The sequence below is a fragment of the Acidiphilium sp. PA genome (genome assembly GCF_026191915.1).
Lineage (GTDB): Bacteria > Pseudomonadota > Alphaproteobacteria > Acetobacterales > Acetobacteraceae > Acidiphilium.
Genome location: NZ_JAIMBY010000007.1, coordinates 129,182 through 154,615 on the forward strand (window position 1 = coordinate 129,182; position 25,434 = coordinate 154,615).

The following is a 25,434-nucleotide window of genomic DNA, read 5'->3' on the forward strand; positions in this document are numbered from 1 at the left end:
CCATGACCGAAACCGTCATCGACGTGACCGATCTGAAAAAAATCTACCGCACCGATCAGGTCGAAACCCATGCGCTGGCCGGGGTCGATCTCGCGGTCAAACGCGGCGAATACGTCGCGGTCACCGGCCCCTCGGGCTGCGGCAAATCGACGCTGATGGCGATCCTCGGCCTGCTCGACGACCCCTCCGCCGGGGTCTACCGGCTGGCCGGCCAGGATGCCGCGCATCTGCGCGAACGCGATCGCGCCGCCTTCCGCAACCGACACATCGGCTTCGTGTTCCAGGCGTTCAACCTGATCGGCGATCTGAGCGTCGCGGAAAACGTCGCCCTGCCGCTGATCTATCGCGGCGGCATCGCCAGGCCCGCGCGCGAGGAGCGGGTCGCCGCCATCCTGTCGGACATCGGCATGGCCCACCGCGCGCGGCACTACCCCGCGCAACTATCGGGCGGCCAGCAGCAGCGCGTCGCGATCGCCCGCGCCCTGGTCACCGAACCCGACATCATCCTGGCCGACGAACCCACCGGCAACCTCGATTCCAAAGCCGGCGAGGCGGTGATGGCGCTGCTCGAAGACCTCAACACGAACAAGGGTGCCACCATCCTGATGGTCACGCACGACCTGCATTACGCCCGCCGCGCCCGCCGCATCGTGAGGCTCTCCGACGGCCAGGTGGTCGATGAAAGCTTTGGCGAGGCCGTGGTCGCGCTGCACCCGGAAGATGATCACCTGCCACTTGGAGGCGAATGATGCGCGGCAATTTCACCGACGATGCGAGAGTGGCGTCGCGGGGTTTAGTGCTCCGCCCATTCTACGCGGTGGCCAGCATCGTGATGCTGGCGTTGGCGATCGGCGCCAATGCGACGGCGTTCGGTATTTTCTACGGCTTCCTGTTCCGGCCGCTGCCTTACCAGGCGGCCGACCATCTGTTTCTGGTCAACGAGCACGCGCCTCGCACACCGATAAACAATGATCAGGTTTCACCGAGTGCCTATCGGGTTATCCGAAACAACGTGCCCGCTCTGGCAGAAAGCGGCTTGTATCTGGAAGGCGGGGTCGCGCCCGCAACCATCGCTGGCCACCCGACACCGGTGACGTTCGATCGCATAACACCATCGTTCCTACGCACTCTTGGCGTTCGCCCGGAAATTGGGCGGCTACCCAGTCTTGCCGCAGGCCGGCGCGGTGGACCACCCGAAGCCATGATTTCCTATAAATTCTGGCAGAAATCCTATGGTGGTAGCGCTGGCGCGTTACAGCGGCAAATCGCGTTCAATGGCCATGCCTATCAAATCGTGGGTGTTCTCCCGCGCGGCTATGCATTCAATCAGGGTAACGATGTGCAGCTACCCATGGTTTTCCCGCTGGCTGGCTTAGCCGAACAGAATCCGCAGGCGTCCATGGTTGTGCGGCTGCCCAAAAGTGCTCCAATTGCCGGGATCGACAACGCATTGCAGCGCGCCGTGCCTGATGTGGTTGCGCGCTTGTCGCCGCTCTTCAGGAACCCTTTGCACGACGTTGGCTTGAGTATCGTTCCGCTACGCCCCGCGCTCGAACGTGAAGCACGTATCGGCGTTCTCCCCGATGTCCTTCAGGGCACCGCGTTGCTGTTACTTGTTCTGGCCATTGCCAACACCGCGAATCTGGCACTGGTTCGCAATCGCGCGCGGCTGCACGAATTCGCGTTGCGCCGAGTGCTGGGCGGGTCGCGCAGTTTAATGCTGCGGCTGCTGTTGCTCGAACAGATACCGATCGCACTAATCGTATTCACCCTCGGCAGCGTAATAGGCTGGATCGGCTCGCGGTTCATTCTCTCCTACGGTGCGGCGATCGTCGTAGCGCCGTTTCACTTCGGCTTCGGCTGGAACGAAATCACCCTCGCCGCCGTACTGACCGTAGTTACGCTGGTGCTGACCGGCATCGCGCCCGCGATCATGATCATGCGCTATCCGTTGCAGGTGGCACTGAGCGGCGGCCCGAAAGCAACGATCGGTCGCGCGTCCAGGCGGGTGCAGCGCAGTCTAGGCATCATCCAGATCGCCCTTGCTTGTGCCCTACTCGCCGGCAGCCTGACCCTCAGCATCGGTCAGTTCGCGTTCCTCAACCGTAAGCTCGGTTTCTCGCCTAACCATCGGATCATTGCACAGATCATCACACCCGAAACAACGACGTTGGGGCCGGCGATGCGCGACACGATCACGCGCTTGCGGGGCGAGAGCTATGTGCGGGATGCGACGGCAGCAGGGTTCATAACCGTGCCTTTCAGTTCCAGCAGGGCTGGCCTTGCGATCATGCGCGACCAAGCCAACGCGACGGGCGGTCAGGTTAATGCCGCAATTATCGGCGACCACTATACATCGACCTTAGGCATAACCATTCAAGCCGGCCGTGGCATCAGCAGGTTGGAACAGACAAATGGTGCCAAAGTCACCGTGATCGGTGCCGGTGTCGCCCGCCGTCTGTTCGGCACAACCGACCCGATCGGGCAGATCGTAACTGTCGAACCACTTGGTAAATTTAGTATCATCGGCGTTGCCGCGCCAGTCGTTTGGCGGATCGAGCCCTGGCATCGGCAACTGGGAACGATCTATCTTCCACTCGCCGACCTCGATATACCGGGCTATCCGCTCGATGTCGGAGGCATCATTCTCAACATTCGCGGCTCGATCGCGAGTGCGGAGCAAGACGCGAAATCCCTAATCGAAACCATGATTCCGGGCAGTGTGGTGGCCTCGATCCACCCTTACACGACGATGATCGACAACCGTCTCGCGCTGCGGCGCATGGCCGCCGCGATCGTCGCCATCTTCGCGGCTCTCGCTCTCAGCCTTGCAGCCCTCGGCGTCTACGCCGTCAACGCCTTCATCGCCCGCGCCCGACTGCCCGAGTTCGGTATGCGGGCGATGCTCGGCGCCAGCCCATCGCGCCTGCTCCGATTGGCGCTGACCGATGCCGCATGGCTGCTGGCGTTCGGCCTCACCGGCGGCATCATTGGCGGTTATCTGCTGGTGCGCGCCATGTCACCTTTGCTGTTTCATGAGGCTGAGATCGCGCCCTTCGTGTTCGCCGCGACGCTTGCAATCATCGCCGGCCTCGTCCTCATCGCCGCTTGGCGCCCGGCCGCCCGCGCGGCCAATCTGCCGGTAAAGACATTGTTGGATGCAGCGTGAAGCGATGAACGAAATAATCTCAGGCCTGCTGCACGATGCCGCAACCTCGTATCGCGGTCTGGTGCGCCGGCCGTTCTTCGTCGTCGCAACCGTGGTGATGCTGGCCCTGGCGATCGGCGCGAACGCCATGGCGTTCGGCATCGTCTACGATGTCTACCTCGCCCCCCTGCCATATCACGATCCCGGCCGGCTCGTGGTGCTCCGCCATATGCGACCGCGAACCGGCCTGACCCAACCCCTGATCGCGCCCGATGATTATGTCAGGCTCGCGCAATCCTTGAAGGGCATTCGGGACATCGGCCTCTATGTCCAGGGCGGGGAAGCGACGGCGACGATCGCCGGCGTCGCGCGCGGCGTCTCCTATGCGCAGGTCACGCCCTCCTGGTTCCGCACCCTGGGATTGTTGCCGGCCCTGGGCGCGCTGCCGGGCCTCGATTCAGGCCAGCAGGGCGGGCCGCCGGAAGCGATGATATCCTACACATTCTGGCAGGCAGCGTTCGGTGGCGAGGCCTCGGTGATCGGCCGCACGATCGACCTGGGCACCGGCGCGCAGCGGATCGTCGGTGTGCTGCCGCGCGATTATGCGTTCGCCGATCACAAGGATGTCCTCGAAATCGTCGCCCTGCCGATGGCCCGGCCGATCATGCAGAATATCAACGCGTTCGGCGTCGCCCGCTTGGCCCCTGGCGTCACCTTGGCCGCGCTCAACCGGCGGATCGACGCGGTCAAACGCTTCGTGCTGGCATATCAGGTGCATGACCCCGCCGCCGGCGGCGCCGATATCCTCGACGCCCGGTTTTTACGGCCGGTCCTGATCGGGGGTGACAGCCTGGCGGTTCTGCCGCTCGTGCTGCAGGGCATGGCCCTCCTGTTGCTCGTTCTGGCGATCGCCAATGCCGCCAACCTCGCCCTGGTCCGCCAGCGCGGGCGGATCAACGAATACCGCTTGCGCCGCGTCATCGGCGCCTCGCGCGCCGCCGTGATGCGCCTGCTCCTGCTCGAACAGGTGCCGATCGGCCTCGCCGTCGCGCTGCTGGCGGGCGCGATCGGGTTCGCCGCCGCGCGCGGCGGCATCGCCCCATTAGGGGCTGCGATCGGGGTGACGCCGTTCCACTTCGGGTTCGGCTGGCCCGAAGTGCTGGCGGTGCTCGGGCTCACCCTGATATCGGTGCTGGTGATCACCGCGATCCCGCTGGCACAGGTGTCGCGCCGCACGTCGGGGCAAACCATCGGCCGCGGCGGCGCCGCGACCCTCGACCGCGCCACCAGGGGCGCGCAGCGGCTGATGGGGGCCGTACAGGTGATGCTCGCCCTGGCCCTGTTGATCGCGAGTTTCGCACTCGGCGGCAGCCTGTATGCCGCCCTGAGCCGCCCGCTCGGATTTCAGCCGGCGCACCGGCTGATCGCCTCGGTGCTGTTGCCGCCAGTGGCGGCGAACACCGGCTCCCTCGCCGCGATCGAGGCGGGTGTGGCGAGACAGCCCGGTATCACCGCCGTAGGCGGCTTCGGCTTTGCCGCCTACCCGTTTTCGCAACAACATTTTTATTCGTTGATGAGCCGCGATGACCCCCACGCACGCCGGTTCCATGCGAATATGGTGACGCCGGATCACGGCTATTTTCGCACCATGGGCATAACCTTGCGGGCAGGCCAGCGGATCACCACCACCGAGTATCGCAGCGGGGCGCGGGTGATGATCGTCGGCGCCGGTCTGGCGCGGCGCGTCTTCGGGACCGAGCGCGTGATCGGTAAAACCGTGAATTTATACGGGCTCGGCAAATACCGCATCGTCGGTGTGACCAATCCGGTGGTCTGGCGGGTCGCACCCTGGCACCACACGCCGGGGACCATCTATTTTCCAGTGGCGTCGGTGCAATTTCCAGGCGCAACCCTGCAGGAAGTCCATCTGGTGGTGCGCTATCGGGGCAGCGTTCTGGCCGCCGAACGGCGGGTCACGTCAGCGGTTGCGGCCACGGTGCCTGGCGCGGTGGCAAGCCGCGTGCTGCCATACCGGCGGCTGATCTTTATCGACACCGCGTTCCGCACCCTGGCGGCATGGCTTGCGGTGAGTTTCGCGCTCATCGCCCTGGTGGTGGCGGCGCTGGGCGTCTATGCGGTAAACGCCTTCGTCGCCCGCGCCCGGTTGCCGGAATTCGGCATGCGCGCCATGCTGGGGGCAAGCCCGGCGCGGCTGCTGCGCCTCGCCATGCGCGATGCGGCCTGGCTACTCGCGTTCGGTCTGGGGGGCGGTGCATTGGGTGGCTATCTGTTGATCCGGGCGATGTCGCCCCTGCTGTTCGAAATCAGGCGGATCGAACCCGCGGTATTCATCCTCGCGGCGCTCGTGGTCAGCGTGATCGTACTGGGCGCGGCCTGGAGGCCGGCCTCGGTTGCGGCAAACACGCCGGTGAAATCCATGCTGGACGCTTCGTGAACCGGCGGTTTCTCATCGTGCTCACCGCCGAGGCGATCTCCTCCCTCGGCTCGCAGGTCACCATGGTGGCTCTGCCGCTCACTGCCGTGCTGATCCTGCATGCCGATCCGTTGGACATGGGCTTGCTCAGCGGCATCAGCGCGCTGCCCGCCGTCATCTTCGGCCTGTTCGCCGGCGTGCTGATCGACCGTTGGCCGAAGCGCCGCGTGCTGATCATCGCCAACGCGATCAGCGCCGTCGTCATGCTGCTGGTGCCGCTGGGCCACGCGCTGGTGTTTCTGTCGATCCCGCTCTTGATGCTGGTGCGCTTCATCGCCAGCACCATCAGCGTCGGCGAAGGCATCGGGCTGAACAGCACCATCCCCGCTTTGGTGCCGCCCGATGCCCTGGCGGACGCGAACGGGCGGTTCGGTGCGGTGATGTCGGTAACCGCGCTGATCGGCCCCGCCATCGCCGGCCTGCTGATCGCCGCTTTCAGCGCGCCGGGTGCCATCACCGCCGATGCCGCATCCTTCGCCGTCGCGGTCGGCCTGATTGCGCTGCTCCCCCACATCCCGGTCCCCACGGTCGATCACGCGGCGGAAGGCTCGGTGCGGGACCGTCTGCGCGCTGGTTTCGCCTTCATGCGCGCCGATCCCGTGATGCGCCCGTTGATGTTCGTCGCCATCGCGCTGAATTTCTTTGGGTCGATCTTCGGCGCGCTTGAGGCGCTGTTCATCGTCGGCCATCTCGGCGTCAAACCGGCCTGGTTCGGCGGCGCGCTGGCCGCCAGCGGCATCGGCGCCATCGCCGGCGCGCTGATCTCGGCCCCGGTCGCGCGCCGGTTCGACGTAATGGCCACGCTCACCGGTGCCATAGTCCTGTTCGTCATCTCGCTCGGCGGCATCAGCGCGCTGCACGGCGCGCCGATGCTGGTCGCCATCGGGTTCGGCGCCTGCAACCTGATCGGCGGCTTCGGCGGTGCCATCGTCAATGTCGCAATCTCCACCCACATCCAGACCGCAACACCGGAAGCGATGCTCGCGCGCGTCATGGGCGTGCTGATCTCGACATTTTCGGCCACCACACCGCTCGGCGCGTTGCTCGGCGGCCTGATCGCAGCGGGCCTGGGCCTGCGCATCACGCTGATCGGTGCCACGCTCGGATTTTTCGCGGTCTTCGTCTGGCTGGCGTTTACTGCCCGCCGCCGCGCCGCCCAGCCGCCGATCGCCGACCATGGTTGAGCCGGGCGGCACAATCCTGATCGCCGATGATCAGGCGGATATCCGCGAAGCCCTGGCCCTGGTGCTGCGCGCCGAAGGTTTCGCGACCAAAGGCGCCGCATCCCCCGCCGAGGCCGCCCTGCTGCTCGATGCCGGCGGCATCGACGCCCTGCTGCTCGACCTCAATTTCGCAACCGACACCACCTCCGGCGAGGATGGCATGCGCCTGCTCGCCTCGGTCAAAACAATCCACCCGGACCTGCCGGTGGTGGTGCTGACCGGCTGGGGCTCGGTCGATCTCGCGGTGCGCGCGCTCCGCGCCGGTGCCGCCGATTTCCTCGAAAAACCCTGGGAAAACACCCGCCTGATCACCGTGCTGCGCAGCCAGCTCGCCCTCGCGCGCGCCCGCCGCACCGCGGCCAGCCTCACCCACCCGGCCGCCCAGGGCGACATCATCGGCACCTCCGCCGCGATGCGCGCGGTTCTCACCCTGGTCGAAAAAATCGCCCCGGCCGATGTCTCGGTGCTGATCACCGGTGAAAGCGGCACCGGCAAGGGCCTCATCGCCCGCCACATCGCCGCCTTGTCGCGTCGCCGCGACAAGCCCTTCGTCACGCTCGATCTCGGTGCCGTGCCGGAAAGCCTGATCGAGTCTGAATTGTTCGGCCATACCCGCGGCGCCTTCACCGATGCGAAAACCGACCGGATCGGCCGGTTCGAAATCGCCAACGGCGGCGTCCTGTTCCTCGATGAAATCGGCAACGCGAGCCTCGCCACCCAGGCCCGCCTGCTCTCCGTGCTCGAAGACGGCATCATCACCCGCGTGGGCGAGGCGACACCCCGCCGGGTCCATGTCCGCGTCATCGCCGCCACCAACGCCGATCTGCCCCAGTTGATCGAGGCCGGCCGCTTCAGGCGCGACCTGCTGTTCCGCCTCAACACCGTCGAGATCGCCCTGCCGCCGCTCCGCGCGCGGGGCGACGATGTGTTTCTGCTCGCCGCCGACTGCCTCGCCGCCTCCGCCGCCCGCCACGGCCGCACCGTCACCGGCTTCGCCCCGGATGCGCTGGCCGCGCTCTCGAACCACCCGTGGCCGGGCAACGTGCGCGAACTATCCCACGTTGTCGAACGCGCCGTCCTGCTCGCCGACCACGATCTGATCGGCGCGGCGCATCTGCGTCTCGGCCCGATCGCAACGACACCGATCGAGCACATGACGCTCGATCAAGCCGAGCGCTACCTGATCCAGCACGCCATGGCCGAGGCGGCCGGCGATGCCGAAATCGCGGCGCGCCGCCTCGGCCTGTCGCGCAGCGCCTTCTACCGGCGCCTGTCGCAACTCCGAACGTGACCGGCCTCGCCGCACTCGTCATCGGTGCGCTCGTCGGTGCCGCCTGCGGCTATGCGCTGGCACGCCGCCGCGCCGACCGCGGCCACCGCCAGATCGCCGCCCTGCTGCTCGGCCTGCGCGATGGCGACTACACGCTCCGCGCCATCGCGGCGCGCGGTGCACTCGGCGCAGCGTTCGCCGCCGTCAACGAGCTGGCCGATGCCCTGATGGGCAGCCGCCGCGCCGGCATCGAATCCGATGCGCTGCTCGGCAAGCTGCTCGGCGCGGTCGATCTCGCGATCATCGTGATCGGCCCGCGCGGCACCATCGTCGGCGGCAACGACGCCGCCGGCACCCTGCTCGGCACCGATGCCGAATTCCTGACCGGCCGGCACCCGCACACACTCGGCATCGCGCCATGGCTCGACCCCGACGGCCCCACCCGGTTCGACACCGCTCTGCCCGGCGGCGCCGGCCCGTGGCACGTCCGGCGCGTCCGCTTCCGGCGCGGCGGACGCGATCATCTCATGCTGGTCGCGAGCGATCTGTCCCGCACGCTGCGCGACGAGGAACGCCGGGTCTGGCGCGGCCTGATCCGCGTGCTCAGCCACGAAACCGGCAATTCCCTCGGCCCGATCCAGGCGACCGCCGAAACCCTGCAACGCCACGCCGCCGATCCGCACCAGATGCGTGACGGCCTCGCCTTGATCGAGCGCCGCACCCGCAGCCTCGCCGGCTTCATCCGCCGCTACGCCGACCTCGCCCGCCTGCCGCCGCCGATGCCCGAACCCGCCGCACCCGGCCCGCTGCTGCGCCGCATCGCCGCTCTCGAAACCCGCGTGCCGATCCGCACCGCCATCGGTCCAACGGCCGAGACGATGCTCGATCCCGCACAGATCGAGCAGGCCTTGATCAACCTGATCCGCAACGCCGCCGATGCCGCGCTCGAGGCCGGCGGCGCGGTCGACATCACGCTCGAAATCGCCGCGTCCCACCTGCGCATCGCGATCATCGACGAGGGCAGGGGCCTGCCGCAGACCGAAAACCTGTTCGTCCCCGGCTTCACCACCAAACCCGGCGGCAGCGGCATCGGCCTCGTCCTCGCCCGCGAAATCATCGAAGCCCACGGCGGCACGCTGCATCTATCCAACCGCCCCGATCGCACCGGCGCCCAGGCGCTGATCACACTGCCCGGCTGACGCAGCGCGCCACCCGCTTGATCTCGATCAACGACAACCCGGCCCGCCCCGCGCATCCTGCCCGCCAATCAACCACCCCCGAAAAGGACGTGCCATGATCGAAGACTGGGCAAAAATCATCACCGCGATGGACGGCGGCGTGCGCGATCTGCGCGAAGCCAACCCCGATGTCATGAAAGCCTTCGGCGCCATCGCCAAGGCCGCCCACGGCGGTACCGCGCTCGATGCCAAGACCAAGGAACTCATCGCCCTGGCCATCGGCGTCGCCACCCGCTGCCAGCCCTGCATCGCCTATCACGCCCGCGATGCCGCGCGCGCCGGTGCCACCCGCGCCGAAATCGCCGAAACACTCGGCGTCGCCATCTACATGGGGGCCGGCCCGTCCGCGATGTACGCCGCCGAGGCGCTGGAATCCTTCGATCAATCGGCCCCATGAACAAGTAGCGCGCAACGCTCTCCACTTGGGGGTGGCTCGACCAACGACGAACGCGGGCCTATGAATCCGCCTGATCGTCCAGCCCCGAACGGAGAGCAAGATTTTGAACGCTTCTGCTGTATTTGCACGCCTCGTCGCCGTCGTTGGTGAGGTCACCTTGCGCGTGCGCCGCGCGAGCGACGGCTCCCACGCACCCGCCTGGGGCACCGCGCCGGCGATTCCGCTCGCCAAACCGCAAGGCCGCCTGCCCACCCTCAAAATGCCCACCGCGCGCGGCTGGTCGGATGGCCGGAAGCCGCTCGCCGCCCCCGGCCTGCGCGTCAATGCCTTCGCGACCGGTCTGCGCCATCCCCGCTGGATCCACGTGCTGCCGAACGGCGATGTGCTGGTCGCCGAAGCGATCAGCGTCGCCGGTAAGATCACAAGCGCGTTCGACTACGCCATGTTCGCCACCATGCAGCGCGCCGCGGCGGTCGGCGTCAGCCCCAACCGCATCACCCTGCTGCGCGATGCCGATGGCGATGGCGTCGCCGAAATCCGTGAAACCTTCCTCGACGGCCTCAACCAGCCGTTCGGCATGGCGCTGATCGGTGACACGCTCTACGTCGGCAATACCGATGGCGTGGTGGCGTTCCCCTATGTGCCCGGTGCCACGCGCATCACCGCGCCGGGTCGCAAGCTCAACAGTTTCAACGGCGGCGGCCACTGGACGCGCAGCCTCCTGCCGAGCCCGGATGGCACCAGATTATACATCGGCGTCGGCTCGCTCACCAACATCGCCGACGAAGGCATGGCGGTCGAAGCCGGGCGCGCCGCCATCCACGAACTCGACCTCACCACCGGCCAGACCCGCATCTTCGCCGCCGGCCTGCGCAACCCGGTCGGCATGGCCTGGGAACCGCACACGCAAACGCTCTGGACCGTGGTGAACGAGCGCGACGGTCTGGGCGATGAAACCCCGCCCGACTATCTCACATCGGTCCGCGACGGCGGTTTCTACGGCTGGCCCTATTGCTACTGGGGCCAGACGGTCGACGACCGCGTACCCCAGGATGCGGCCCTGGTCGCCACCGCCCTCACGCCCGACTACGCGCTCGGCGGCCACACCGCCTCGCTCGGCCTGTGCTGGATGGAGGCGGGCGTGCTGCCCGGCTTTCCTGCGGGCATGGCGATCGGCCAGCACGGCTCGTGGAACCGCAGCACGCTGAGCGGCTATAAAGTCGTGTTCGTACCCTTCGAAGGCGGCCGTCCGTCCGGTCCGCCGCGCGATATCCTGTCGGGCTTCCTGGCACCGGACGAACGCGAATCCTACGGCCGCCCGGTCGGCGTCACCCCCGGCCCGGACGGCGCGCTGCTGGTGGCGGACGACGTCGGCGATGTCATCTGGCGCGTGACCGGCTAGCGCCTCACCGACCTGACGCCGCCCCACCGCCGCTCACCCCTCGACCATCCTTCCCACAACAACACGGAAACGCCCGAAATGATCCATGAACTCCGCCTCTATCGCTGCATGCCTGGCCGCCTGCCGGACCTGCTCACCCGCTTCGAGACCATCACCCTGCCGATCTGGCGCAGGCACGGCATCCGCCAGACCGGGTTCTGGACCACCGTGATCGGCGACTCCAATCTCGACCTGACCTATCTGCTCGAATGGGACTCCCTCGCCGAGCGCGAGACCAAATGGCTCGCCTTTCAGATCGATCCCGAATGGATCACCAGGCGTGCCGAAACCGAGCAGAACGGCCAGATCGTCGCCAACGTCACCAACCAGATCCTGCTGCCCACCCGCTTCTCCGCCATCGGCAATCCCTGATGCGCCGCATCAACCCCGCCCGTCTGCGAGCCGCGACCGAGCGCATCGTCGCCGCCATGGGCAGCGATCCCGCCGAAACCCGCCTGATCGCCGATCACCTCGTCCGCGCCAACCTCGCCGGGCACGACAGCCACGGCGTCGGCATGCTGCCCGCCTATGTGCGAATGCTGCGTGAAGGCAAACTCATCCCCAACCAGTCCCTCGCCACCATCACCGATGCCGGCGCCATCCTGGTGTTCGATGCCCGGCGCGGCTTCGGCGCGCACATGGCGCATGAAGCGGTCGCGCGCGCCATCGTCCGCGCGCGCGAGATCGGCGCCGTCACCCTCAGCCTGCGCAACAGCGCCCATATCGGCCGCATCGGCACCTATGCCGAACAGGCCGCAACCGCCGGCATGGGCTTCATCGCCTATGTCAACGTCGCCGACCATCACCCGATTTCGGCCCCGTTCGGCTGCGGCGAACCCCGGCTCGGCACCAACCCCTTCGTCACCGCCGTCCCCGCGCCGGGCGGCCCCGTGGTGCTCGACATGGCGACGACCACGATCGCCCACGGCAAGGCCCGCATCGCCCGCAACAAGGGTGAACCGGTCGCCGCAGGCTGCCTGATCGATGCCGCGGGCCAACCCACCACCGATCCGGTCCCGCTGATCGACCGCAGCGAGGGCGCCTTGCAAACCTTCGGCCTGCACAAAGGCTCGGGCCTGGCCATCATGTGCGAGATCATGGCCGGCGCGGTCGCCGGCGGCCAGCGCGCGGATGAACCCGAACAGGGCAGCATCCTCAACAGCATGTTCGCCGTGCTGATCAACCTCGATGCCCTCGGCGGCGTCGCCCGCGTCGCCGAGGGCGTCGCCGCCACCCGCGCGCATCTCACCGCCGCCCGCCGCGCGCCGGGGTTCGATCAGATCCAACTCCCCGGCGACCCCGAACGCGCCCACGCGGCGCAGCGCACGCGTGATGGAATCCCCATCGATAATCTCACCCTCGCCCAGATCACCGAAGCCGCCGCCGCCCTCGGCATCGCCGATTTCACCGCCATGCTCTGATCCGCTGTCCCCACCCTCACGCCGCGACCGGCAGGCCGATCACAACCGTCAGCCCCGGCCGCTCGGCATCATCGCGCGACTGCCGCAGCACCATCGTGCCGTCGTGCAACGCAACGATGGCGGCCACCAGCGCCAGGCCCAGCCCATGCCCCTCGCGCGAGCGGCTGGCATCCAGCCGCCCGAACCGCCGCAGCGCCTCGGCATGGCGCGCGGGCGGAATCCCCGGCCCGTCATCGGCCACGCTCACCCCGATCCCGCGATCATCCCGCCCCGCCGTCACCAGGATCGCGGTTCCCGGCCCGCCATGGGTGATCGCGTTTTCGATCAGATTGGCGAACAACTGATTGAGCAGCGCGGCATCGCCCGCCAGCGCGAGCTCCGGCGCGATCCGCGCGGTCAGCACCGCCCCCGCATCCTCGGCGACGGTTTCATACGTCTCGGCGATATCCCCGAGCAACCGCGACAAATCGAGCGGCGCGAACGACGCCCGGCGCGCCCCGCTCTCGATCTGCGCCAGCCGCAATATCCCCGCCGATAACGCCAGCGCCGCATCCACCTGCGCGATCGCATCGGCGAGCGCCGCCGGCAGGGCCGCCGGATCGTCGTTGCGCAGCATCAACTCCAGCGATTCCCGCAACCGTGCCAGCGGCGAGCGCAGATCATGCGCAATCTCATCGCCCACCGCGCGGATATTGCCCATCAGCTGCTCGATCCGCGCCAGCATCGCATTGATGCCGCGCGCCAGATGATCGAATTCGTCTCCCGAACCCGACAGCGGGATACGCCGGGTGAAATCCCCCGCCATGATCTCCTCGCCCGCCGCACTCACCGCCTCGACGCGCGCCAGCGCCCGCCGGCCGAACCCGATTCCCGCCGCCAGCCCGATCGCGAGCGTGATCCCGAACCCGATCAGAAAGCTCCGCCGGATCAATGCGTTCAGCTCATCGAGCATGGTCGCATCCGCCGCCACCAGCAGCGTCCCGCCGCCGCCGATCCGCTCGACCCGCGCGCGCAGCACCCGGATATGCCCGGTCAGCGCCGCGCCGCGCGGTGCCGCCAGATCATGCCAGCCCGGTTTCGGCATCGCCAGCGTCAGATCCCCCGCGATCAGCCGGCCCTTCGCATCGTCGAGCCGGAAGAACGTCCCGGTCGGCGGCTCGGCAATCGCCGCGCGCACCCCGGCCGCGATCACGCCCGGCGGTGTCCGCGCGCCAAACACCATGATCTCACTGATCTCGTTGTCGATGTCGGTATCCAGCGTCCTGCGCAACGCCCCCAGCGTCCCGATATAAATGACGCCGAACACCACCGCCGCGCTCGCCGAAGCCAGGCCCACGCCCAGCGCCGCGAGCCGCACGCTGGTCGTCTGAAACAGCCTAGGCCGCATCGCCCAGCCGGTAACCCGCGCCGCGGATCGTCTGTACCAGCTCGATCGCATGCCCCCGGTCGATCTTGCCGCGCAGCCGCGAGATATGGGATTCCACCACGCTGGTCTGCGGGTCGAAATGAAAATCCCACACTGCCTCCAGCAACATCGTCCTCGTTACCACCTGTCCGGCATGGCGCATCATGTAATCGAGCAGCGCGAATTCGCGCGGCTTGAGCGGTATCCGCTGCCCCGCCCGGCTGACCTCGCGCGTCAGCCGATCCAGCGTCAGATCCGCCACTCGCAGCACGGTATCCACCGGCTTCGCCCGGCCCCGGCGCATCAGCGCCGCGATCCGCGCGCTCAATTCAGCGATCGCGAACGGCTTGACCAGATAATCATCGCCGCCGGCGCGCAGCCCGTCCACCCGGTCATCCACCCCGCCGAGCGCGGTCAGGAACAGGGCAGGGGTGTTGATACCGGCGCCCCGGAGCATCCGCAGCAAGCCGAGCCCATCGAGCCCCGGCAACATCCGATCAACGATGATCATATCCCACGCCTCGCCGCCGGCGCGCAGCAGCCCGGTCCGCCCGTCCGCAGCCACCACGATATCGTGACCTTCAGGCCCCAGCCCCGCGCGTACCAGATCGGCCGTGCGGGCATCGTCCTCGATCAACAGAATGCGCAGCCCCGGCTTGCTCTCCATGTCAAAGCAGGAGCGATGGTTTCGCCGCCGGGTCAAGCCGGTTTCCCCGACATTACAAAACGACAAACCAGCCGCAAGGCAGCGGCCAGCCGTGCTCCGCCAAAGCGTCCGTGCAACATAGACCCGCATGATGATCACGCACCCCAGCCGCCTTGCCCGCCCGATCGCAACGCTTGCGCTCGCCACCCTGTTGCTCGCCGGCTGCGCGACCTATCGCAGCCGCCCGCTCAGCCTCACCCCGCCGCTGCGCGCCACGCCGGCCGCGCTCGATCATCGATTGCCAAATGGCCGCCGGATCGATCCCACCGCCCCGCTGTCACCCCAGGCGCTCGCGGCCCTCGCCGTCCTGAACGACCCCGCGCTCGCCGCCGCGCGCGCCCAGGCCGGCGTCGCCCAGGCGCAGGCATTCGCCGCGGGCCTGCTGCCCGACCCGAACATCCAGGGCGGTTTCGGCGCCCTGCTCGCCGGCCCGGCGGTCGCCCCCTCGATCGCCGCATCGATCACCCAGGACGTCGCCGCGCTGATCACCAGGGGTGCCCGCCGCCGCGCCGCACGCGCCCGATCGGCCGAAGCCGCCGCGAACGTGATGTGGCAGGACTATCAGGTCGCCTCCCAGGCCGAGACCCTGGCCGTCGCCCTCTGGGCGGACCGAGCCAGCCTCGCCGCGCTCGATCACGCGCGCCGCGCCCTGCGCCGCCTCACCGCCCTGTCGCGCCAGCAGATCGCCGCCGGCAATCTGACGATCGATCAAGCCGCCCCTGCCGAAGCGAGCCTCGCCAGTCTCGATGCCGCGCGCGATACCGCGGCCCAGCAGGCGCTGACCGATCAGGCCTCCCTCGCGGCCCTGCTCGGCCTGACCCCCGCGGCGCCGATCAGCCTCGCCCGCCCGGTCATCCCACCCCTGCCACCGGGCAGTGCCGCCGGGCTGATCGCGAGCCTCGCCCGCCGCCGCCCCGACCTGATCGCGCTGCGCTACGGCTATCGCGCCGCCGATGCCGATCTGCGCGCCGCCATCCTCGCCCAGTTCCCGCTGATGTCGCTCACCGTCAACGGCGGGTCCGATACCAGCCGCGTCGCGACGGTCGGCCCCACCGTCTCGCTCAACCTGCCGGTCTTCAACGGCAATCGCGGCAATGTCGCCATCGCGCGCGCCACCCGCCGGCAATTGAACGCGGCCTTCACCGCCGCCCTCGGTGCCGCCCAGGGCGGCGCCGAGGCCGCGCAGCGCGCCCTCGCCCTGTTGATGCGCGAGCGCGCCGCCGCCCGGGGTCGCCTGATCCAGGCCGATCACGCCGCCGATGCCGCACGCCGCGCCTTCGGCCACGATCTGATCGATGCCAGAACCGAAACCGACCTGATCGACCAGCAGGCGACCCGGCGCACCGAACTGATCGCGCTCGATCAGAAAATCGCCGCCGCCCGCATCGCCCTCGCCACCATGCTCGGCGCCGGACTCCCTATCGAAGCCCTGAACGGAACCACCCGATGATCTTGCGCCTCCTGCTGGTCCTGTCGCTCCTCTGCCCGGCGGCCCGCGCGGCAACCCCGGCCGAAGCCCCGGCACCCTCGGTGCTGGTCACCACCATCGCGGTGAAATCCGGCGCCATCCCCCGCAGCGTCACGGTCTACGGCACCATCGGCCCCGGCCCCGGCGCCACCGACACGCTCACCCTGGCCTATGCCGGCATCGTCACGAAGGTCGACGTCGTGCCGGGCGAGGCGGTGCATCGCGGCGAGGCGTTGGCGGTCATCGGCACCGCGCCCGCGACCCAGGCCGCCTACGCCCAGGCCGAAGCCGCGGTGCGCGCCGCCGCCCAGACCCTCATGCACACACGCGCCCTGGTCGCCGCCCATCTCGCCACCACCATCCAGCTCGCCCAGGCCCAGCAGGCCGAAACCAGCGCGATCGCCGCCCGCAACGCCCTGCGGCTCGATGGTGCCGCGCGCCCGACCGCCACGCTCACCGCACCCTACGACGGCGTCATCGCGGCCGTTGCCGCCGCCCCCGGTGCGTCCCTGCAACCCGGCGCCCCGCTGATCACCCTGCTGCGCACCCACGCGCTGGTCGCAACCGTCGGGCTCGATCCCAGCCAGGCGCATCAGGTCCACCCCGGCGATCACGTCGCCATCACCCCCTTCGCCACCCCCGCCGGCCGGGCGCTGCGCGGCCGCGTCATCGCGATCGGGGCCATGGTCAACCCGGCCAGCGGCCTGGTCGATGCCACGATCTCGATGCCCGCCACCGGCTATCTGGTCGGCGAATCGGTCACTGCCGAAATCGACATCGGCACCGCGCGCGGCGTCATCGTGCCGCGTGACGCCGCCCTGCCGGACGGCAAGCACTTCCAGATCTGGCAGATCGCCGCCGGTCACGCCCATCCCGTCGCCGTGCGGATCATCGCCCGCACCGCCAGCAGCGCCGTCGTTGCCGGCAAGCTCGATCCCGCCCTGCCGATCGTGGTGACCGGCAATTACCAGCTCCAACCCGGCATCGCCGTGCGGGTCACCCATTGATGGGTCTCGCCCGCTTTCTCGCCCGCCAGCAGCGCGCGATCCTGTTCCTGATGGCCAGCCTCGCGCTGGCCGGCACCGTCGCCGCCATCGGCCTGCCGGTCGGCCTGTTCCCGCGCACCTCCTTTCCGCGCGTGCGCATCAACATCGATGCCGGTGCCCGTCCCGCCCAGCAGATGGTGTTGCAGGTCACCAAACCGACCGAACAGGCCCTGCGCGCCATCCCCGGCGTCGCCTCGGTCCGCTCCGCCACCTCGCGCGGCTCGGCGCAGATCTACGTCGATTTCAACTGGGGCCAGAACATGGGCCAGGCGACGCTCGAGGTCGATGCCGCGATCGCCCAGATGCTGCCGAACTACCCGGCCGGCACCAAATACATCGTCCGGCGGATGGACCCGACCGTCTTTCCCATCATCGCCTACGCCATGATGTCGCACAGCATCTCGGCAACCAGGCTGCGCACCATCGCCGAATACCACATCGTCCCCGCGCTCACCCGCATCGAGGGTGTCGCCAAGGTCAGCGTGCAGGGCGGCGCCACGCCGGAAGTGCACATCCTGGTCCAGCCCCAGCGCCTCGCCGCGCTGCACATCACCCTCGCTCAGGTCGAACAGGCGGTCAGCAAATCCAACGTCCTTGCAGCGGTCGGCCGCATGACCGATTACGACCGGCTCTATCTGCTGGTGCAGGACAACACGCTGCACACCGTGCGCAACGTCCGCAACATCGTCGTCCGCGCCGGACCGGATGGCGTGGTCCGGCTCGATCAGCTCGCCACCGTCCGCATGGGCACCGTGCCGGTCTATTACCGCGTCGCCGAAAACGGCGTCCCCGCCGTCACCCTGCAGGTGTTCCAGCAGCCCAACGGCAACGCCGTCGCGGTCGACAGGGCGGTGCGCCGCGCCCTGGCCGCCTACCAGGCGGACCTGCCGCGCGGCGTCACGCTGGTGAAATGGTACGATCAGAGCGGCCTGGTCACCGCCGCCGCCGGTTCGGTGCGCGACGCGATCCTGATCGGCATCGTCCTCGCCGGCCTCGTGCTGATCGGCTTCCTGCGCAGCTGGCGCGTCACGCTGGTCGCCCTGCTGGTGGTGCCGGCCTCGATGGCCTCGGCCATCCTGCTGCTCTCGCTGCTCGGCCTCAGCTTCAACATCATGACGCTCGGCGGCCTCGCCGCCTCGGTCGGCCTGGTGATCGACGATGCCATCGTCATGATCGAACACATCGCCCGCCGCGCCGGCCATGCCGCCGGCACCGCGGCGAAGGGCGCCGTGCTCGCCGCCGCGGCCGAGTTCCTCCAGCCGCTCACCGGCTCATCGCTCGCCACCCTCATCGTCTTCGCCCCGCTCGCCTTCCTCTCCGGCGTCACCGGCGCCTTCTTCAAGGCGCTTTCGATCACCCTGGCCGCCACCCTCGTCGCCTCCTGGCTGCTCTCGGCCTTCGCCGTGCCCGTGCTCGCCCGCGCGCTGATCAATTTCGACAAATGGCAGGACCCCGCCGAACGCCGCAGCGCCGCCGGCCGCGAAGGCTGGATGGAACACTGGCACGGCAGGCTGCTGCCCCGCCTGATCGCGCGCCCCGCCTTGCTTGCGATCGGCATCGTCCCCCTGATCATCGCCGGCGTGCTCGCCTACCGCAGCGTGCCCACCGGCTTCCTGCCGCATCTCGACGAAGGCGGTTTCGTGCTGAACTACCAGACGCTGCCCGGCACCTCGCTCGCCGAATCGGTCCACGAAGTCGATGAAATCGAAGCCATCCTCCGCGCCGACCCCGCCGTCGCCACCTTCTCGCGCCGCACCGGCGCCGGCCTCGGCGGCGACCTCAACGAGCCCTACCAGGGCGACATCTTCGTCGAACTCAAACCGCTCGCCGACCGTCCGCTGATCTGGCCGGTGATGGACCGCATCCGCGCAAAAATCCAGGCCAAGGTCCCCGGCGTCGATTTCGACGTCTCGCAAATGCTCAGCGACCTGCTGGGCGACCTCACCGGCGTGCCGCAACCGATCGAAATCAAGCTCCACGGCGACCCCGCGCAACTCGTCGCCACCGCGCACAAGGTCGGTGCCGCGATCGGCAAGATCAAAGGCGTCGTCTCGGTGTTCGACGGTGTCACCCTCGCCGGCGATGCGGTGGACATCCACGTCGATGACGCCCGCGCCGCCATGCTCGGGCTCGACCCCGATCAGGTCCGCCAGACCCTGCAGACCGCACTCACCGGCAGCATCGTCACCGCCCTGCCGGGCCAGTATCGCTTCACCGATGTCAGGCTCACCCTGCCGGCCTCCGCCAGGCAGGACATGGGCGCGCTCGCCCGCATCCCGGTCGCCACCGCCAGCGGCGCCCTGGTGCCCATGGGCGATTTCGCGACCTTCAAAGTGGTCTCCGGCCAGCCCGAAATCGACCGCGAAAACCTCCAGCAGATCATCGCGATCACCGGGCGCATCAGCGGCCGCGGCATCGGCGGCGTCATCACCGATGTCCGCAAAACCCTCGCCAAACCCGGCCTGCTCCCGAGCGGCATGCACTACACCCTCGGCGGCCTCTACAAACAGCAGCAGATCGCCTTCGCCGGCCTCGCCAAAGTGTTCATCGCCGCCATCGCCGCCGAATTCATCCTGCTGCTGTTCCTCTACCGCAGCTTCATCATCGCCGGCGCCATCCTGTTCACCGCCCTGCTCGCCAGCCTCGCCGTGTTCATCGGCCTGTTCATCTCCGGCGTGCAGCTCAACATCACCGCCCTGATGGGCATGACCATGATCGTCGGTCTCGCGACCGAAATGGCGATCTTCTACGTCTCGGAATACCAGTCGCTCGCCGAACACAACGACCCGCGCGAATCCCTGATCATCGCCAGCCGCAACCGCCTCCGCCCGATCGCCATGACCACGCTCGCCGCCATCCTCACCCTGCTGCCGCTCGCTTTCGCGATCGGCGAGGGCTCAGGCATGCAGCAACCGCTCGCCATCGCGATCATTTCCGGCTTCATCGTGCAGTTCCCGCTGGTGCTGTTCGCCCTGCCTGTCCTGCTGAAACTATCGCTGCCGCGCGCGCGCTGAGCGGCGCGGCTCAGAACGGAATTTCATCATCCAGATCATGGCCGCCCCGGCCGGAATCCCAACTGCTGCCGCCACCGGCCGGGCTGCGCGCCGGTGCCGCACCACCACCCCCGCCGTAACTGCTGCCGCCGCCCGCCGCCATGCCGCCGCCCGCACCCCCGGCCGGCCGATCCAGCAGCACCATCTCCGCCCCGAACCGCCCCAGCATCACCTCGGTGGTGAATTTCTCCTGCCCCGCCTGATCGGTCCATTTGCGGGTCTGCAATTTACCCTCCAAATACACCTTGGAGCCTTTCTTCAGATATTTCTCGGCCACCTCGGCCAACCGGTCGTTCATGATCACCACCCGGTGCCACTCGGTCCGCTCCTGGCGTTCACCGCTCGCCTTGTCGTTCCACGATTCCGAAGTCGCAAGCGCGAGATTGACGACTTTCATACCCGACTGCGTGGTCCGCACCTCCGGGTCCTTGCCCAGATTGCCGACCAGCGTCACCTTGTTCACACTACCTGCCATCGTCGATCCCCCATCGTGTTCAGTCTGTCATCCGTGTCACTGGCGCCCAGGCGCGTCAAGGATCGAGCAAGGTCTGGTTTTTTGTGAACAAAAAAGCAGCAAAAAAAACTTCGATCCTCATGAGACGACGTCAACGAAACCGTCCATACCCCAGATAACAAATGTTTTTTGCTTCTTTTGTCCAAAAAAGACGCGCTTGCTGACCTCGCCTTGTCACGCCTGAACCCCGCCATCCAGCCCCTTCCCACAACCATGATTTGACGCCATATCTACCATGAACATATCGGAAACAAAAGCATGACCGGGTCGGGCTTCATCGTCGTGCGCGGAGCGCGCGAACACAATCTCAAAAACGTCGACGTCCGCATCCCGCGCGACAAACTCACCGTCATCACCGGCCTGTCCGGCTCCGGCAAATCCTCCCTCGCGTTCGACACCATCTACGCCGAAGGCCAGCGCCGCTACGTCGAAAGCCTCTCGGCCTATGCCCGCCAGTTCCTCGAACTGATGGGCAAGCCCGATGTCGACAGCATCGAGGGTCTCTCCCCCGCAATCTCGATCGAACAGAAAACCACCTCGAAAAACCCCCGCTCCACCGTCGGCACCGTCACCGAAATCCACGACTACATGCGCCTGCTCTGGGCCCGCGTCGGCGTGCCCTATTCCCCGGCCACCGGCCTGCCGATCGAGGCGCAAACCGTCAGCCAGATGGTCGATCGCGTCATGGCCATGCCCGACGCCACCCGCCTCCTCCTGCTCGCCCCCGTCGTGCGCGACCGCAAGGGCGAATACCGCAAGGAACTCGCCGAATTGCAGCGCCGCGGCTTCACCCGCGTGAAAATCGACGGCAAACTCTACGAAATCGCCGATGTCCCGGCGCTCAACAAAAAAATCAAGCACGAGATCGAAGCGGTGGTCGACCGCGTCGTGGTCAAGCCCGGCATCGAACAACGCCTTGCCGACAGTTTCGAAACCGCGCTCGGCATGTCCGATGGCATCGTCTACGCCGAAAACGCCGACACCAACGAACGCACCGTCTTCTCCGCCCGCTTCGCCTGCCCGGTCTCCGGCTTCACCATCGAGGAAATCGAGCCCCGCCTGTTCAGCTTCAACTCCCCCCACGGCGCCTGCCCCGATTGCGCCGGCCTCGGCACCGAAACCTTCTTCGACCCCCACCTGATCGTCCCCGACGAGAGCAAATCCCTCGCCCAGCAAGCCATCGCCCCCTGGGCCAACGCCCAATCCCCCTATTACGACCAGACCCTGACCAGCCTCGCCAAATTCTTCAAGGTCAAAATGTCCACCCCCTGGGAAGACCTGCCGCAGCAAGTCCGCGACGCCATCCTGTACGGGGCAGGGGAGTCCGAAATCGAATTCCAGTACAAGGACGGCGTGCGCGCCTACGGCGTCAGCAAATCCTTCGAAGGCGTCGTCCGCAATCTCGAACGCCGCCTGCGCGAGACCGACAGCATCTGGGTCCGTGAAGAGCTCTCCCGCTACCAGGCCGACCGCCCCTGCAAAACCTGCCACGGCGCCCGCCTCCGCCCGCAGGCGCTCGCCGTCAAAATCGACGGCGAACACATCGCCGCCGTCTCCGAACTCTCGATCAAGGACGCCCGCGCCTGGTTCGGCCGCACCCTCGAAACCCTCACCCCCCAGCGCCAGGAAATCGCGCGCCGCATCCTGCGCGAAATCACCGAACGCCTGCAATTCCTCGTCGATGTCGGGCTCGACTACCTCTCCCTCGCACGCGGCTCCGCCACCCTGTCCGGCGGTGAAAGCCAGCGCATCCGCCTCGCCAGCCAGATCGGCTCCGGCCTCACCGGCGTGCTCTACGTGCTCGACGAACCCTCGATCGGCCTGCACCAGCGCGACAACGAACGCCTGCTCGGCACGCTGCGCCGCCTGCGCGACCTCGGCAATACGGTCTTGGTGGTCGAACACGATGAAGACGCCATCCGCACCGCCGACCACGTCATCGACATGGGCCCGCTCGCCGGCGTCCACGGCGGCGAACTCGTCGCCGAAGGCACAATCGCCGAAATCGCCGCCAACCCACGCTCCCTCACCGGCGATTTCCTCTCCGGCCGCCGCGGTATCGCCATCCCCGCCCAACGCCGCCCGATCGACCCCGCCCGCATGCTCAGCCTGATCGGCGCGCGCGGCAACAACCTCAAAAACGTCACCGGCGCCTTCCCGCTCGGCGTCTTCACCTGCATCACCGGCGTCTCCGGCGGCGGCAAATCCACCCTCGTCATCGACACGCTCTACAAAGCCGTCTCCCGCCGCCTGATGGGCTCAGGCCAGGTGCCCGCCCCCTACGACCGCATCGACGGCCTCGACCAGCTCGATAAGATCATCGAAATCGACCAATCCCCGATCGGCCGCACCCCCCGCTCCAACCCCGCCACCTACACCGACCTGTTCGCCCCCATCCGCGACTGGTTCGCCGAACTCCCCGAAGCCCGCGCCCGCGGCTACAAATCCGGCCGCTTCTCATTCAACGTCAAAGGCGGCCGCTGCGAAGCCTGCCAGGGCGACGGCGTGCTGAAAATCGAAATGCACTTCCTGCCGGACGTGTTCGTCAAATGCGACACCTGCAAAGGCAAGCGCTACAACCGCGAAACCCTGGAAATCAAATTCCGCGACCTCTCGATCGCCGACGTGCTCGACCTCAACGTCGAAGAAGCCATGGCCTACTTCGCCGCCCAGCCTCGCATCCGCGACCGCCTCGAACTCCTGATGAAAGTCGGCCTCGGCTACGTCAAACTCGGCCAGTCCGCCACCACCCTCTCCGGCGGCGAAGCCCAGCGCATCAAACTCGCCAAGGAACTCGCCCGCCGCGCCACCGGCCGCACCCTCTACATCCTCGATGAACCCACCACCGGCCTGCACTTCGAAGACGTCCGCAAACTCCTCGAAGTGCTCCACGCCCTGGTCGATACCGGCAACACCGTCATCGTCATCGAACACAACCTCGAAGTCATCAAAACCGCCGACTGGGTGATCGACCTCGGCCCCGAAGGCGGCGACGGCGGCGGTGAAATCGTCGCCGCCGGCACGCCCGAAGACATCGCAACCATCCCCCGCTCCCACACCGCCCGCTTCCTCGCCCCGCTGCTGGGCGCGCCAATACAGGAAAAACGCAAACGCCGGCGGGCATGAAGGGAAGGGCAGGGGAGGGAAGGGAAGGCAAGCACTTCTTTTTTGTAAAAAAGAAGCAAAAAACTTTTCGTCCACTTGGTCGTCGGCGCCGGGACAGCAAGCCGTAGCAACCATTAATTCATCGCCTGCCCCCGCCTTTGATTTGTCCTCTCCTCCCCCAAGTCTGCCGCCGTGCTCGGTCTCGTCAAGCACGCTTCGCGCCGCTACGCGGTGGGCTGCGCCCATGCTTGACAAGCCCTGCGCGCGACGGCGAGAGCGGGGCAGGTCGGGACGAAGGAACAGGCCGTCCTCGGTCGAACCAAGGAACAGTCTGCGTTAGGCAATCGTGATCGGCCCGTTAGTCTCCCACGGCGTGCCGCGCGCCACGACTGTGTTGGCGAAGATCAGCAGCTTGCGCATACACGCGACGACTGCACATTTGTGGCTCTTGCCGCGCGCGATCAGCCTTTGGTACAGCGCCATCAACGCAGGGTTCCAATGGAGTGCTCCGACAAACGCCGGCATATACAGCGCGCGCCTGAGCCGCGCCCGCCCACCGCCGATATGCGTCTCCCCCTTGTGCGTCCCGCTCTGGTGCACGACAGGGGCCACACCCGCGAGTGAAGCGGCCTCCTCGCGGCTGACCTGCCCCAGCTTCGGCATCCGCACCACCAGGCTCAACGCCGCAACGATCCCGATCGCAGGGATGCTCATCACCAGCCGATAGCGCTCAGCCAGGTCGTCATGCGCCCGCACCTGATCGCGTAGACGCTTCAGCTCGCCGATCTTCTGCTTCTGAAACGCCCTGATCTGGTCTTGAACAAGCTTACGCACCCGCTCATCGCGCGTCTGCTCCAGCCTCGTTTTGAACCGCACGATATCCTCACCGATCTGCTCGATATAGGTCAGCAGATCCGCCAGCGCATCGAACCGCGCATCGGGCGGCATCTTGTTGTGCGCGTCCATCACATGCGTGCAGTGGGCAATCAGCGCAGCGTCGAGCTTGTCGGTCTTAGCTCGCCGCAGCCGCAGCCGTGCAAAGGCCTTCACCTGCAACGGCTGAAGCAGAACCACCTCGAACCCGGCCTGCTGCAGCGCGCGCAACGCCCCGCGTTCGTACCCGCCGGTCGCCTCAATCCCGATGCGTCCGACCCCGGCCGCCTGCAACCGCCCGGCCAGCACGGCCCAGCCAGCCGCATCGTTGCTCACGATAAAACCGCCCACGATGCCGTGGATGGCGACGTCGAGCTTGTCTTTTGAGGTATCAATTCCTGCGGAAATTATGTTAGGCTTTGCCATCTTCATCAACCCTTCCTTGTGAAGCGAACCAAAAGTTCCGGCAACCATCCGGGTCCGGTGAAGTGGCTGGCGCGATCAAGCTACGTTGCGGCCCCAAGTGGCCAGGATGGGCCCGATCCGACGCCAGCCGTCCTGCCCTGGGTCGCCACCCAGGGCAGGACATTCCTCGTGGAACACAGGCAATATATCAGGATTCGATATTACAA

At 67.5% G+C, this 25,434-nt stretch carries 19 protein-coding genes; 15 read left to right on the forward strand and 4 right to left on the reverse strand.

Translation table 11 applies throughout. The features are described 5' to 3' along the window. Positions 1-2 precede the first annotated feature (2 nt). The 10 genes from AruPA_RS11160 (at position 3) to AruPA_RS11205 (ending at position 12,632) form a co-directional block, all read left to right on the forward strand. Positions 3-749 carry an ABC transporter ATP-binding protein gene (locus AruPA_RS11160; protein WP_265636770.1) on the forward strand — a complete coding sequence of 249 codons (747 nt, stop codon included), beginning with the start codon at positions 3-5 and terminating at the stop codon, positions 747-749. Then, positions 749-3,169: an ABC transporter permease gene (locus tag AruPA_RS11165; RefSeq protein ID WP_265636771.1), complete on the forward strand. Its 2,421-nt coding sequence runs from the start codon at positions 749-751 to the stop codon at positions 3,167-3,169. Before AruPA_RS11160 ends, AruPA_RS11165 begins: the two co-directional genes overlap by 1 nt. 4 nt (positions 3,170-3,173) lie before the next feature. Then, the gene (locus AruPA_RS11170) at positions 3,174-5,603 is read left to right on the forward strand and encodes an ABC transporter permease (RefSeq protein ID WP_265636772.1); all 2,430 of its coding nucleotides are present in this window, start codon (positions 3,174-3,176) and stop codon (positions 5,601-5,603) included. Continuing rightward, positions 5,600-6,826: an MFS transporter gene (locus AruPA_RS11175; RefSeq protein ID WP_265636773.1), complete on the forward strand. Its 1,227-nt coding sequence runs from the start codon at positions 5,600-5,602 to the stop codon at positions 6,824-6,826. The genes AruPA_RS11170 and AruPA_RS11175 overlap by 4 nt, the downstream gene beginning before the upstream one ends. Beyond that, positions 6,819-8,156 carry a sigma-54 dependent transcriptional regulator gene (locus tag AruPA_RS11180; RefSeq protein ID WP_265636774.1) on the forward strand — a complete coding sequence of 446 codons (1,338 nt, stop codon included), beginning with the start codon at positions 6,819-6,821 and terminating at the stop codon, positions 8,154-8,156. The genes AruPA_RS11175 and AruPA_RS11180 overlap by 8 nt, the downstream gene beginning before the upstream one ends. Next, positions 8,153-9,334 (forward strand): PAS domain-containing sensor histidine kinase, encoded by a 1,182-nt coding sequence (locus AruPA_RS11185; protein ID WP_265636775.1) that lies wholly within the window; start codon positions 8,153-8,155, stop codon positions 9,332-9,334. Before AruPA_RS11180 ends, AruPA_RS11185 begins: the two co-directional genes overlap by 4 nt. A 94-nt stretch (positions 9,335-9,428) precedes the next feature. Continuing rightward, positions 9,429-9,770, forward strand: coding sequence for a carboxymuconolactone decarboxylase family protein (locus AruPA_RS11190; protein ID WP_029310920.1), 342 nt, complete (start codon positions 9,429-9,431; stop codon positions 9,768-9,770). Between the two features lie 103 nt (positions 9,771-9,873). Next, positions 9,874-11,172, forward strand: a complete 1,299-nt coding sequence (locus AruPA_RS11195; protein WP_265636776.1) for a sorbosone dehydrogenase family protein — start codon at positions 9,874-9,876, stop codon at positions 11,170-11,172. A 78-nt stretch (positions 11,173-11,250) separates the two neighbouring features. Next, positions 11,251-11,583 (forward strand): NIPSNAP family protein, encoded by a 333-nt coding sequence (locus AruPA_RS11200; RefSeq protein ID WP_265636777.1) that lies wholly within the window; start codon positions 11,251-11,253, stop codon positions 11,581-11,583. After that, positions 11,583-12,632 (forward strand): malate/lactate/ureidoglycolate dehydrogenase, encoded by a 1,050-nt coding sequence (locus AruPA_RS11205; protein WP_265636778.1) that lies wholly within the window; start codon positions 11,583-11,585, stop codon positions 12,630-12,632. Before AruPA_RS11200 ends, AruPA_RS11205 begins: the two co-directional genes overlap by 1 nt. A 16-nt stretch (positions 12,633-12,648) precedes the next feature. On the opposite strand, the gene AruPA_RS11210 is transcribed toward AruPA_RS11205, so the two are convergent. Then, positions 12,649-14,019, reverse strand: coding sequence for a HAMP domain-containing sensor histidine kinase (locus AruPA_RS11210; protein ID WP_265636779.1), 1,371 nt, complete (start codon positions 14,017-14,019; stop codon positions 12,649-12,651). Further along, entirely contained in the window at positions 14,009-14,704 is a 696-nt protein-coding gene (locus AruPA_RS11215) for a response regulator transcription factor (RefSeq protein ID WP_322784400.1), read from the reverse strand. The genes AruPA_RS11210 and AruPA_RS11215 overlap by 11 nt, the downstream gene beginning before the upstream one ends. A 127-nt stretch (positions 14,705-14,831) precedes the next feature. Between AruPA_RS11215 and AruPA_RS11220 the strand changes: the two genes are divergently transcribed. The 3 genes from AruPA_RS11220 to AruPA_RS11230 are packed head-to-tail and all read left to right on the forward strand — an operon-like array spanning position 14,832 to position 20,271. Continuing rightward, complete coding sequence (locus AruPA_RS11220) at positions 14,832-16,193, forward strand: TolC family protein (protein WP_265636781.1); 1,362 nt, start codon at positions 14,832-14,834, stop codon at positions 16,191-16,193. Then, positions 16,190-17,218, forward strand: a complete 1,029-nt coding sequence (locus AruPA_RS11225; protein ID WP_265636782.1) for an efflux RND transporter periplasmic adaptor subunit — start codon at positions 16,190-16,192, stop codon at positions 17,216-17,218. The genes AruPA_RS11220 and AruPA_RS11225 overlap by 4 nt, the downstream gene beginning before the upstream one ends. Beyond that, positions 17,218-20,271 carry an efflux RND transporter permease subunit gene (locus AruPA_RS11230; RefSeq protein WP_265636783.1) on the forward strand — a complete coding sequence of 1,018 codons (3,054 nt, stop codon included), beginning with the start codon at positions 17,218-17,220 and terminating at the stop codon, positions 20,269-20,271. The genes AruPA_RS11225 and AruPA_RS11230 overlap by 1 nt, the downstream gene beginning before the upstream one ends. A 10-nt stretch (positions 20,272-20,281) precedes the next feature. On the opposite strand, the gene ssb is transcribed toward AruPA_RS11230, so the two are convergent. After that, on the reverse strand, positions 20,282-20,785 hold the full coding sequence (gene ssb, locus AruPA_RS11235) for a single-stranded DNA-binding protein (protein ID WP_265636784.1): 504 nt from the start codon (positions 20,783-20,785) through the stop codon (positions 20,282-20,284). 297 nt (positions 20,786-21,082) lie between these two features. Here ssb and uvrA point away from each other — a divergent pair, with 297 nt between their 5' ends. After that, positions 21,083-23,950 carry an excinuclease ABC subunit UvrA gene (gene uvrA / locus AruPA_RS11240; protein WP_265636785.1) on the forward strand — a complete coding sequence of 956 codons (2,868 nt, stop codon included), beginning with the start codon at positions 21,083-21,085 and terminating at the stop codon, positions 23,948-23,950. Between the two features lie 315 nt (positions 23,951-24,265). Here the strand turns inward: uvrA and AruPA_RS11245 are convergent, their stop codons facing one another. Next, positions 24,266-25,234 carry an IS110 family transposase gene (locus tag AruPA_RS11245; RefSeq protein ID WP_265636786.1) on the reverse strand — a complete coding sequence of 323 codons (969 nt, stop codon included), beginning with the start codon at positions 25,232-25,234 and terminating at the stop codon, positions 24,266-24,268. 12 nt (positions 25,235-25,246) lie between these two features. Here AruPA_RS11245 and AruPA_RS11250 point away from each other — a divergent pair. Then, the coding region (locus tag AruPA_RS11250) for a hypothetical protein (RefSeq protein WP_265636787.1) at positions 25,247-25,434 on the forward strand (188 nt) is incomplete at its 3' end.